General features: G+C 43.5%; 7 protein-coding genes. 1 reads left to right on the top strand and 6 read right to left on the bottom strand.

Annotated elements, in window-relative coordinates; translation table 11 throughout:
• Window positions 1-46: 46 nt before the first annotated feature.
• From CKO50_RS17740 to CKO50_RS17755, 4 genes are all read right to left on the bottom strand, one after another.
• The gene (locus CKO50_RS17740; protein ID WP_095729249.1) at window positions 47-400 is read right to left on the bottom strand and encodes a hypothetical protein; all 354 of its coding nucleotides are present in this window, start codon (window positions 398-400) and stop codon (window positions 47-49) included.
• A gap of 24 nt (window positions 401-424) precedes the next feature.
• Entirely contained in the window at window positions 425-1,195 is a 771-nt protein-coding gene (locus CKO50_RS17745) for a hypothetical protein (protein WP_095729250.1), read from the bottom strand.
• 182 nt (window positions 1,196-1,377) lie between these two features.
• A complete protein-coding gene (locus CKO50_RS17750; protein WP_095729251.1) occupies window positions 1,378-4,371 on the bottom strand; it encodes a DEAD/DEAH box helicase family protein in 2,994 nt (997 codons plus the stop codon).
• Between the two features lie 4 nt (window positions 4,372-4,375).
• On the bottom strand, window positions 4,376-4,978 hold the full coding sequence (locus CKO50_RS17755) for a class I SAM-dependent methyltransferase (protein ID WP_095729252.1): 603 nt from the start codon (window positions 4,976-4,978) through the stop codon (window positions 4,376-4,378).
• A 607-nt stretch (window positions 4,979-5,585) separates the two neighbouring features.
• On the opposite strand from CKO50_RS17755, the gene dgt reads away from it, so the two are divergent.
• Complete coding sequence (gene dgt / locus CKO50_RS17760; RefSeq protein ID WP_095729253.1) at window positions 5,586-7,109, top strand: dGTPase; 1,524 nt, start codon at window positions 5,586-5,588, stop codon at window positions 7,107-7,109.
• A gap of 587 nt (window positions 7,110-7,696) precedes the next feature.
• On the opposite strand, the gene CKO50_RS17765 is transcribed toward dgt, so the two are convergent.
• Window positions 7,697-10,078 carry a TonB-dependent receptor gene (locus tag CKO50_RS17765; RefSeq protein WP_095729254.1) on the bottom strand — a complete coding sequence of 794 codons (2,382 nt, stop codon included), beginning with the start codon at window positions 10,076-10,078 and terminating at the stop codon, window positions 7,697-7,699.
• A 337-nt stretch (window positions 10,079-10,415) separates the two neighbouring features.
• The gene (locus CKO50_RS17770; RefSeq protein ID WP_095729255.1) at window positions 10,416-12,161 is read right to left on the bottom strand and encodes a methyl-accepting chemotaxis protein; all 1,746 of its coding nucleotides are present in this window, start codon (window positions 12,159-12,161) and stop codon (window positions 10,416-10,418) included.
• Window positions 12,162-12,345 lie beyond the last annotated feature (184 nt).

Raw genomic sequence — 12,345 nt, forward strand, 5'->3', positions numbered from 1 at the left:
GCTTTACGCGGTGATCTCTTGCACCCCATTACAGAGAACCAATACCTCACACAACCTTTCGACGCTCCCAACCCCAGCAAAGCGCCAAAGCAAACATACCACTTGCGTAGGTCACATACAAAGGCACTGAGGTGTCGGCATCCTCAGCATACATAAACACACTCGACATCACCCAAGCTGCAACTGCACCAATCAACAGCCATACCGCCGCAGAATACAGCTTATACACCGGCGCACTCAAATAACCCGACAGCACCACGCAAGCCGCTGCTACACCGCCTATCACCGGCTTCTTCCACCAGCCCGCATACCCCGCCAACATCCCAGCCAAGGTTGCTGACACGACGAAAGTCATAATGACGATTATGATAGACAGTAAAAATTTAAAGGCTTGGTTCATAATTCACCTTTGCAAAATCACGGACTACTGAACATAGTCCACAACATCCATAGATCTAAAGTTGAGATGCTTTTCTTCATGATGTTCTGCATCCAGTACTACTGACAAGTACGGAGCAAATACCATTTTTTCGTCCGATGAGAGCTCAAACTCCATTTTAAACATTCGCTTACTTCCTACAGGCACAGTAAAGTAATCAGAGTTATAACTACCATATCGCTTTTCACCTACATAGTATGCAAGTAATTTAGCTTGACTATCTTTGTGGTCAATCGCATAACTTTTCTTTCTAATCCTAAAAGCATTATCACGAGGAAGCAGATTAATAGCGTAAAAGGAGCAAGTAAGATTTTTACCGCGCTTTTCACATTTTTCCTTCTTTACTTCAAACCCCGCGTAGTGTTGAAAAGTTTTGACGGGACCATCGTACTCATCGTTTAACATGGAAAGTGATATCCAAGGATCTTTTAGAAACATCCCTGCTGAAAAAAATGTTGCGCATACAAACACAGTTGAAATTGACTTTATGAATCTCCTAAAAGTGCTTAGTCCAACTCGCTCAAATTGATAATACAAATAACTTATCATCACCACACTAAGCACCAAAATTGGTATAAAGCGAATCAAGCTACTACCAGAATAAAGCACGTAGGCCTTCACTATCTCAACAAGATCAGTTGCATAAGCACCAATAACGATACTGGTTATAAAAACGGTAAAAGCAACAAACTTATTAAATGAAAATAAAGCCGCTTTTTTTACTGTGTTGCGTTGTTGTGACGCTGAGCCATCCATTTGTTTGCGTGTCCTAGTTACTAAAGTTGTGAAATACAATCAAAGTTTTTATCGATAAATCAATTTACAATCCATCTACATAGAGTTCAAGCTATAACCTATCACCCGTTATGTTGATAGAGAAACCTCTCTGGTTGTTAACCAGCTCTTCTTTGACGCTGACAGCTCATACCTACTCTGCGCTAGTTCTCAGAGCGTCTCAACGCCTCCCTCAACCGCGCAAACGTCACAAACTCATCGTTGGCTTCCATTACTGCATACTCTGGGTTTCTTGCCACAAGTAAGTAGGTTACTTCACCTTGCGCATTAATCTGTTTTTTTACATCTCGTAGTAAAAATTGTTCGTCGCCAGCTGCGTCAAAGCGCTCGATGGCGATAGTGGTATTTGTAATTGATCCTGCATTGCTTGATGTGATCCGTTCGAGTAATAACAAGTCCCCATCGACGATCGGGTATTTACCACCGTTCATAGAATTGCCACTAGCATGAGCCAAAAAATGTTTTTCAGGGTCGACTTTCCCACACTCTGGTGGTGCAGGCACGAAGGACATTTCGCTACTGTCACCTGTTTTAAAGTGACCACAAGCAATTTTTAAATTAGGAAAATATGGCAGCTGTACCACGTTCTCCAGAACATCTGTGCTTTGAAGTTGGTTTGGTATCACACTATCTGTCACCGTGTGTGTACTTTCGGGTTCGGCTAGCCTGTCACGTTTGGTATGAAGATATCTAGCAAGTCGATAGCGGCTTAACTCCAATATACAGTCGGTCAGTTGTTCAATATCTTGCGTTTCAACTTTAAGGTTTAGTTTGAACTGTGCTTCTTCAATGGATTGATTTGGCGCTTGTTCAATTGAAAACCAGTGGTGTGTTTTGCGCTTATGTTCAGGTTTTTTTGCTTCCGTGAAAGCGTTAATCGGATTATCGAACCAATAATTGAACCAAGTTTTACTGCCTTTACTTTTGCTTCTGTCCTGTTCTGATATGTCTAGCTTTCTTAGCTGAGGGTAGTGCAATAGTACATCATAACTCTTATCTGCCAGCGCTCTTAATGTGGGTGGGTAAGCTATACCATCGAGCTGAACAAAGGCTTCAAGCAAAATGGCTTTAAAGCATTTTGTCATGCTGGTCACTTCGACAGCCTCTTTTAAAAACACCTTGTAGGGCGCAAGCCACTTAGTTGAAATACTACTAACGCTCTTTGCTTTTACAACGAGTTCAAACCAACTTCCATAAGCCTTTACCTTCTTAAACTCTCCATACTCATGGAAAAACTCACAAGCATCAGGCGCATGGCCTAACTGCTCTGTTAGATTTTGATAATCATCAAGAGCCGTGGTTCGCTGTTCTTTAGCGAGTTGCTGCCAAAAGTCAGTAATTTCTAGGTCGTAATTTACAAAACACCCTTCAGGTAGCTGAGCTACTTGGTTGTCTTTACTGAACTTAGCAACTAAGTCTCTAGGCGAGTGTGTACCAAAAAGTGCATAAGGCTTGTTCAAAAAACTGTGGTGGTTACCAATAAAATCTAATACCACCAAATGCGTTTTCTGTTGATGGATTCTCAGTCCACGACCTAATTGCTGTAAGAATAAAACCTTTGATTCACTGGGCCTCAACATCATCACAGTGTCGATACTGGGTAAGTCAGTGCCCTCATTAAACAGGTCAACACTAAAAATAATTTGTAGTTTTCCAGATGCTAAATGCGCAAGTGCTTCACTGCGTTTTATGCTTGACTTTCCATGTACTGAAGCCGCTTTAATTCCCGCTTTATTGAAGTAGTTTGCCATGTAGTCGGCGTGTGTGGTCGAAATACAAAAAGCCAGCGTGCGTGTTTGCGCTAACTGTTTCCAGTGCTGTAAAGCATGCTTTGCCCTGTGCTCTGTGGCAAATTGGTTGCTTAGACTGGTTGGATCAAACTTACCGTTACGCCAAGGGATTGCGGTATAGTCAACGCTTTCATCCCAAATACCATAATAGTGAAACGGCGCGAGCGTTTTGGCGTCAATTCCCTGCACCATATTCCGCTCATAGACGAGGTTGTTGTCACACAGACTTAAAATATCGGCTTGGTCAGTTCGCTCTGGTGTTGCTGTTAACCCAAGTAAGAATTGCGGCTCAAAATAAGACAGCAAATTTCGGTATAATTTACTGCTCGCATGATGAAATTCATCAACGATAATATAGTCAAAATAATCGGCAGTGAACTGCCTCAAACTCTCTGTTTTACCAATGCTCTGTACAGAGGCAAACAAAAAGTCGGCATCACTTTGTTTTTGCTTACCGGTATAAAACCCCGCTGTACAATCAATTAGTCGTGCAAACGTCTTGGCCGCTTGCTTGAGAATTTCTTCTCTATGTGCCACAAAAAGAACTTTTTTAGCGCCTACTTGTTGAACATCAAAAGCAGCAAGCCACGTTTTGCCCATTCCTGTCGCTAATACCACTAAGCCTCTTTTATAGCTTTGTGCTCTTGAGTTATTCAGTTTTTCTAGGGCTTCTCGCTGCTCAGGTCTAGGGCCAATTGGCTCAATATCTATGTCGTCATCGACCTTGCTAACAGTTTTGAACTGTGGCTTCTTACGACGTTTTTGATAGTGCTGTATCCACGGATAGCTTAAACATGTTGTTTGAGGGTGAGTAAATAAACTGGCAAACGCGGCCTTAAACTGCAAAAACGTTGCCTTGTTATTACCACTCTGACTAGCTATAAAATCATGCCGAAAACACCATTCTAACCCTTGAGTTAGTGCCACTGCACTTATATTGTTTGAACCGATAAACGCACTCCCCTCATAAATTTGACCATCTTCACCTTTGGTTTTGGTGAAAATGTATGACTTCATATGAAAACTCTCATTTCCGCAAGTTTCATATACTCGTAGATCAGCCCCTAAAGTCTGTAGTGTCATCAATTCTTTAAGTGCAAACGGGCAAGTAAAGTCTAGGTAATCTGACGTAAGTAGCTTTAAGGTAGTGCCGTTTGCTAGAGCGTCGTACAAAGCATCAAAAAGTAAATCAAGACCAGATCGCTGAATAAATGAAACGGTAACTTCAATCTCGTCAGCTTGTTCTATGGCATGGAGCAGTGCAGGTAACAAGGGGTCATCACCCCCTATATAAAGTTGCTTATTGGTGCAAAGCGCGAGCTGTCTTCCTTGGATATTGCTGCTCACTTAATTAATCCTTCCTAATCAGAGCGTTTAACCAAAGTTCGTTGTCGCGGTTGGGTCTTCTATCTTCCGTCACCCATTGCTTGATGATGTTGAGGTTTGGACATGCTGTGATAACTTTTGATAATCCGTCTTCATTAAGATCTGTAAACTTGCGCCCATTGTGCTCCCGTTCACCCGCACCATATTTGAATGAAACATACAACACACCATGAGGTTTAAGCGCGTCTTGTAACTTCACAAAAACATTAGACAGGTCTTTCTCTGCCACATGTAAAAGACTAGCGCAGGCCCAAATACCATCAAAAGCAGCGATATCTTGTATCTCTTCAAAGAATTGGTGTCTCACTGGTTGACCTAGTTGTGTGCCGGCAATCTTCACTAGCTTTTCGCACGCATCCATTGCACTAACTTCATAGCCAAGTTGTTTGAACGCGACAGCGTCGCGGCCACTACCACAACCAGCGTCTAAAATGTGAATATGACGTTTATCACGCTTTGGTAATTCAGGAAGAAACTCCTGATAAAGCGGTTGCATGTCCACATTGAGTGTTGAGTTTGCAAATTCATCTGCATGTTGGTCGTAATAAGCGAGCGTAATTTCGGACATCTTTTACCTAACATAACTTCATTTAGTGGCGCAGTGTAAATGACGAAAAGTATAATTTCCATATCACCATTGAAACTCTGCAAACTCACATTTGCTGTCCGTTGCCAATGTGATGCCACAGTAAAGCTGATCTTACTAATCTAAATGGTTAGATAAACGCTCAAACACATAAAGATCCTGTTCGTGAGCGGTTACTTCATCCTTAACCGCTGTATATATTCATTTGAAATTAGATGTAAACGAATGCTGAGAGTATTAAACCCGAAAATCCGTAAGTTTTGTAGTGATTTGCGTCAAATTTCGAAGTCTTTGCCACCAAAGTGTTAGATATTTTTTGCCAGACCGTTAAAACCAGGGTTAATTCAAACTGTTAAAAGTAACAAATATAGATGGGCTAGCCCATTACAACGTATTACAGCTATTTTTATCACTTTACTGGCTTAGTCGGTGTTTTGCCTGTTGTTAGTTCGGTGTAGAGATCCTGCACTACCTTACCTTATATGAAGGTTTGCTTGTTGGCTGGCTATGCGAGGTGTCGATTCGGTTTACAACTTTTCCACATTCACCTACATTGAAAATGTAGCTTGGGTTTCAACAGGAAAGTCGCATGCACTTCAAAAATAAAATAACAAACGAGCGTTCTTATAATACTGGTGGTAGCGAGGCGAGTAGTCTTGAAAGCGATCGTGGGCGTATTATCAACAGTGCTGCGCTTAGACGGCTGCAACAAAAAACCCAAGTGTTTCCGCTCGAGCGCAATGCGGCGGTTCGTTCGCGCTTGACGCACACGCTTGAGGTGCAGCAAAACGGCCGTTACATTGCTAAAAAAATTGTTGATGCGCTGGCGCAGCAAGGTAGGCAAGATTTGCTGCAATATGAAGATAAAAATGGCCAGCAGGTGGATTTGTCTGAATGTTTGGTCACCTTGTCTGAAATGGCCTGTTTGATGCACGATATTGGTAACCCTGCGTTTGGTCACTTTGGCGAGGCCGCTATCAATGATTGGTTTAAGTGCTATTTAAGCCAGTATCAACAGTTTGCAAAAAGTGCTCGGGCGGCGCTTAGGTACGGTTCAAAGGAGAGCAAAGCGTCTGATCTGGCGGTGTTGAATCAAGAAATGGAGTTACTGCTCGATATTTGTAGTTTTGAGGGTAACGCTCAAGCCATTCGTGTTATTCATACGCTTTCTCGACTTAACCTTACCTACTCACAATGTGCCACCGTGATGAAATATACCCGCTGTGCGACCACACCTAAATCAACCGTGGCCATTGATAAGTCTTATTTGCAAAAGAAAGTGGGATACTATTTTAGTGAAAGTGGTTTTGTCAGTGAGCTGTGTGACAAATTGCAGATCCAAGTGGGTAATCGCCACCCGGTTACTTATATCATGGAAGCGGCTGACGATATTGCTTATTGCCTTGCTGATATGGAAGACGCTGTAGAAAAAGGCATTATTAGCGTAGATGAGTTAACGGGCTGTTTAATAGAGGAATATCAAAATATCGCGGCAGGGTTTGGGATCACCGATGACAAGCTATTAGAGCTTATGAGTAAAAAACTGCACTATGCCAATGACAAAGCCAGCAAGCATATGGCGAATTTTGATAATGAGTTTTTTATTTGGCTCCGTGTGGGGTTGTTGCACCCGCTTGCAGAACATGCCAAAACGCGTTTTATCGATAACATTAAAGCGATCTACGAAGGGAGTTTTAATACTTCGTTACTGGAGGATAACAGCCACCTCCATGCCATTGTAAAGTCGTTGAAAACAGTGGCGGCCAACAAGGTGTTTTCGAATAAAGAAGTCGAGCAGTTGGAGCTTCAAGGCTACAAGATCACCAGCAGCATATTGAATGAATATCAGCGAGTGCTTGACTTAAACGCTGATGAGTTTAACGCAGCATTAAATGGCGACCATGACTTTGCGATAGAGTCGCGATTGATTAATCGAATTTCCAAAAAGTATGTTGCGGTATACCGCGAGACGGTCGCGCAGCTTAGTGAGGCTGAGCAAGCCGAGCCGATTTTTGAGTTTTATTATCGCTGCCGCCTTATTCAGGATTTTATTAGCGGTATGACGGACCAGTTTGCCTATGATACCTATCGAGCATTGAACGTGTTGGATTGAGGTTGAGGGAGTGAGCGCGCGGTCTTGTTGAAAAGATCGCCGCGTAAAGCGGCTCCTACCAGCGGTGATATTTGAGGAGTTATCCAGCGATAATGATATGGGGTGGGAGTGGGTTCACCCCACGATTTTGTTGAAAATCTCGCCGCGTAAAGCGGCTCCTACCAGCGGTGGCATTTGAGGAGTTATCCAGCGGTCATGTTACATGGTGGGAGTGGGTTCACCCCGCAATTTTGTTGAAAATCTCGCCGCGTGAAGCGGCTCCTACCAGCGGTGGCATTTGAGGAAGTATCAAGCGGTCATATTACTTGATGGGAGTGGGTTTACCTCACGATTTTGTTGAAAATCTCGCCGCGTGAAGCGGCTCCTACCAGCGGTGATATTTGAAGAGTTATCTTGGGGTAATGATATGTGGTGGGAGTAGGTTCACCCTGCGATTTTGTTGAAAATCTCGCGGCATAAAGCCGCTGCTACGAGTGAAGTAAAAGGTAGAGAAATGATCGCTGCGTCCTACGCTGGAGGTAATAAAGAAGGAGGTGCAAATTGCACCTCCTTTGAGTTTTGTAATCTAGTAGTGCTTTACATGGATATTAAAACGTCACGTTTACACCAAACCAAATATTGCGGGCTTTGTCTTTTACGTTGTAGTCATCACTAAATACCACTTCGCTTACCACACCACGGCCGCTTAGGTATTCGTATTTACCATCACCGTTTAAGTCGTTGTAATCCGTGCTATAAGACGTAAAGTCTTCATCTAATAAGTTATTGATACGCGCAAATACAGTAACATTGTCGTTAAAGGTGTATTTAGCACCTAAGTGCAGTAGGTTGTAGTTTTTGTAGTACATGGCTTTGTCTAGGTTATTGTCCCAGCCACGGTAACGATCAGAGCGCATTTCAGCGTTTAGCGTTAGTGAAAACTCGTCCGTTACTTGCCAGTTTACCGTGGCATTTGCCATGTGCTCAGCTGTATTGGTTAGTGGTTGACCTTCTTGAGGGCCACTCTTTTGCTCGCTGTCAGTCCAAGTGTAGTTTGCGTAAAGTGAAACTGCATCAGTGAACTGGTAACGACCTGCAAGCTCAATACCTTGGATCTCAACTTTGTCGATATTGATTTTTTGGCTGTAAGTATCGTAGCCAAGCTCGTCGTATACGCCCAAATTCACGCATGGTTTTACACCATTGGTTGCAGAACAGCTCTTGATGGTGTCACCACGGGCGATTTTATCGTCAAACTCTGTTGAGAAGTAAGTGATATTAAAATTGTGGTTCTCAGTTGGGTGCGTCCAATACAATGCAACTTCGTTGTTTACACTGGTTTCTGGTTCAAGATCTGGGTTACCTGCAAACGGTGACGTACCTTGACCACCAAAGCCGGTGATACCGTTGTATAAGTCGGTCGTTTGTGGCGTTTTATAACCTGTGCTGATCCCGCCTTTTACTGTCCAATCGTCAGACAGCTCGTATACACCGTACAGACGCGGAGAAAGTTGGCTACCAAATACATCGTGGTTATCGTGACGGACACCCACTGTAACTGTTAGCGGATCGCTTAAGTGCCAGTTATCTTCTACAAATAGCGAGTACATTTGGTGTTCCTGAACGCCTTGATCAACGCCAGACTCCATACCAAATACGCCATCTTGCAATTCTCCGTCAACCCACTGGCCGCCCACAACAAACACGTGATCGCCAAGTAAATCGTCAACTGGAATATCCACTCGCGCGTCTAGTGTATATTGGCTGCTGTTAAGTGTACGCTTTGGACGTGGTAAGAATGTGCTTTCTGCAAGCGCTTTACGCTCAGCTTCTTCCATATCAGCATATTTGCCACTGCCATCATACATGGCTTGTAGTAATTTACGCTCTGCAACAGAAAGCGGCATAGTACGGCCATTGTTATCGGTATCAACAAACGCCAATGACACAAAAGATTCAATATCACCAAAGGTACCTTGGTGCGTTAGTGACCACCAGCTTCTGTCGAATTCTTGATCCGCCGCATAACCTGCGCGCGGGTTTACCTTGCCACGGCGTGTTTGCCAGATTGATTCGATGTTGTCTTTAGTGCCAAGCGGATAGGTAATTTTGCCCGACTCAACGTCGTAGTTTGGCGTATTATCATACTCTTGATTTGAGATATCGTAGTCAAAAGTAACAGTGTGGTTGTCGTTTGGCGTAAATACAAACGTCGCACCAAGTTGCGTATTAGTGTTATCAACCGTTCTACCACCACTACCAAAACCGAGTTCACGATGATGCAGCTCACCATTTGGATCGATTGCAGGTGAAAACTCAGGGTTCGATGCTTGACGCTCATAAATACTACCGCGAGCAGAAAAGTTGAGTAAACCTTTAACTAAAGGCCCATAGATACTGAAGTCAGTGGTAATGTCATCACCAAACTGGTCGTTTGTTTGCAGGCTTCGGCCAAAATCAATGCTGCCAGTCCATTCATCAACTGACTTTTTAGTAATAATGTTGATTACGCCGCCCATCGCATCTGCGCCGTAAAGTGTAGAAGCTGGCCCCCTAATGACTTCAATACGCTCAATGGCACTTTTAGGTGGAATATGGTTAAACGCGTTACCACCAAAGTTATTTGGGTAGATATCACCGTGGTTATTTTGACGCTTACCGTCGATAAGTAGCAGCGTATATTCACCTGTTAAACCACGCATGCTCACGCTGCCTTGGCCGGTTTTATCTCGAGTTGTGCCAATGTCCACGCCTTCTTGGTACTTCACGGCATCAAGCAAAGTCGTATAGGACTGAGCTTGAATATCCTCAGCGGTGATCACTGAAATACTCGCGGGTGCTTCTGGTATTTTTTGCTCAAAGCCGGTCGCAGTTACCACGATGCGTTCCATGTCTGGCTGCGCTTTTACCGAATCAGCAAAAGCAACTGGACTAAGGGCTGAAAGCACCAAAGCAGAGAGTACACCATGTTTAAAAGGCGTGTTTGTCATTGTTAATATCCCAAAATTTATTGCATTAAAGTAAATTTTGGCGCGTACTCTAAATGGAAACCACAAAAAAGTCAAAAACATTGATAATTAATCTCATTTGCATTTTTGATTTAGATCACATTTAAGGGACGTTGTAGGTTTATTGATTTTTCTTAGTCTTGCTCATGAAGGGAGCGCAACATATTTAAACCCTTAATGGGAGGCGCTTTATGCGGCGATTATTAAAGAAAAGAGCGCGGAGTAAGCCCATTCCTACAACATATTCAGCTCTTAGTGGGAGCCGCTTTACGCGGCGAGCTGTAGAAAAAATACTACCGCGTAAAACACTTCCTATATACTAAACAGTAAACTCCCTCGCATTGTCGTTGAGGCGGTGGCTGGTTTGCTCTAACTGCTCAACAATGGCCATAAACTCATTCATCCGCTTGACTGCTTCTTGGGAAATATCACTCAAACCATTGATGTTGGTGTTAATGTCTTCGGTTACTGATAACTGCTCCTGTGAGGCGGTGGCAACACCTTGAGTCAAGTCTTTGATTTTGCTCACAGCTTCAAAGATGCTATCAAGCACTTCGGAAGATACCATCACCTGCTCTTCTGTCGCTTGCACTTGGTGCTGGCTTTGCTGAATGGCGGTATTCGCACTGCCCGCTTTGGTTTGCAGCTGGTTGATGATATCGCGAATTTCTTCTGTGGATTTTTGGGTTCTTTGTGCAAGGGTTCTTACTTCATCTGCAACAACAGCAAAACCGCGGCCTTGCTCTCCCGCCCTTGCCGCTTCGATGGCAGCATTTAATGCAAGCAGGTTCGTTTGCTCTGCAATAGCCTGAATTACGCTCACTACATTTGACACTTGGTCACTTTGCTCAGTCAACTCAGAGATAATATTAGCAGTTTCGTCAAAGCGCACTGACAACTCACTAAATTGCTGGCTGGTTTGCGACATTACTTCCATCCCCCGCTGTGCTTCAAGTTCAACCTGATTCGCATAATCTGCGGTACTCACGGTACTAGACGTAACTTCATTGAGTGTTGCGGTCATCTCTTCCGCAGCCGTGGCGATGGTTTCAAGACGGGCGTTTTGTTCTTCACTTATCTCTTTATTACTGCGAATAAAATGCGCTACTTCTTTGGAAGATTGTGACATCGCGCCACCCGCTGAGCCGATATTCGTGACTGTATTTTTAAAGCTATTGAGCATACGGTTTACGATATTGGCCACCGCTTTAATCTCTGTCGCACCGCTTTCGTCTACCGTTTTTCTAAGATCGTTTGAACTGCCTATTTCTTCAAAAGTTCTACCAAGTAACTCTATCGGTTTCACGATACGACGACGAACTAAATACACGCCGAATAAGCTGAAACATACGGTTATCACTAACATCACCATCGCCCACAAAACATAAGACTCTACAGCACTGTGAGCTTGCACAACATTTTGTTTGGTACGACTTTCAAGTTCCGTAAAAAACGATTCAACTGGTTTCATGATGTTGGCTTTATAGCGATGATAATCATCACTGTGAGTAAGCTTAACCGCTTTGTTCAAATCGGGCTCGCCTTGGATGGTGTAATTGCCGGCACTATCTTTAAACTTACCTTTTACGGCGTTCATGGCTTCAACTTCTAATGCAACAAGACCATCGGAATTGGCTTGTGCCTCACTTAAGTAGTTGAGTTCCTTTTGGCTAAAGCCCGCCGCTTTCATGGCATCGAGTAACACTGCTCGCTGTCCGTCTGGTTTTGGTTTCTCACCATAGTTAAGCACCAGATCCCAATAAATTTTATGGTAGCCTTCAGGCCTTGGCTTTTCACCATTACGGATCGCTAATACATCCATATACATCTTTTCGTATTTATCGTTGCCAGTTACCGCGTAGGTTCTGCCCAATCGCGTTAAATCGTCGGAGCTTTGCCTTAATTCGTCGGCCAGTTGATAGGCTTTATAGCGATTGTCAGCCCTTTGTTCAAAATCAAGCAAGGCTTTGTACATATTAACAACCAGTAAGGTAACGATGACGACAAAAACAATAATGCCACCAAAGATAGTGGTCATGAGGACACGGATAGAGTTTAACTTCATGATTCTAGCCTTTATTGAAGCGTTCACAATAAAGACTAGTGCAGAGGGTGAGATTCTTCTAGCATAGAATGAGGAACAAACGGAGTTGACATAATAACAGTGAGAGCCAAATCAAAAGATCGCGGAGTAAATCCGCTCCTACCATATACTCAAACTCTTAGTGGGAGCCGCTTTTGGCGGCTAT

The sequence above is a fragment of the Pseudoalteromonas sp. HM-SA03 genome (genome assembly GCF_002289345.1).
In the GTDB taxonomy this organism is placed as follows: Bacteria; Pseudomonadota; Gammaproteobacteria; order Enterobacterales; family Alteromonadaceae; genus Pseudoalteromonas.

Coding starts and splice junctions, on each gene's coding strand:
- CKO50_RS17770 (WP_095729255.1), bottom strand. CDS start 12,161: ATGAAGTTAAACTCTATCCGTGTCCTCATGACCACTATCTTTGGTGGC.
- CKO50_RS17755 (WP_095729252.1), bottom strand. CDS start 4,978: ATGTCCGAAATTACGCTCGCTTATTACGACCAACATGCAGATGAATTT.
- CKO50_RS17740 (WP_095729249.1), bottom strand. CDS start 400: ATGAACCAAGCCTTTAAATTTTTACTGTCTATCATAATCGTCATTATG.
- dgt (WP_095729253.1), top strand. CDS start 5,586: ATGCACTTCAAAAATAAAATAACAAACGAGCGTTCTTATAATACTGGT.
- CKO50_RS17745 (WP_095729250.1), bottom strand. CDS start 1,195: ATGGATGGCTCAGCGTCACAACAACGCAACACAGTAAAAAAAGCGGCT.
- CKO50_RS17765 (WP_095729254.1), bottom strand. CDS start 10,078: ATGACAAACACGCCTTTTAAACATGGTGTACTCTCTGCTTTGGTGCTT.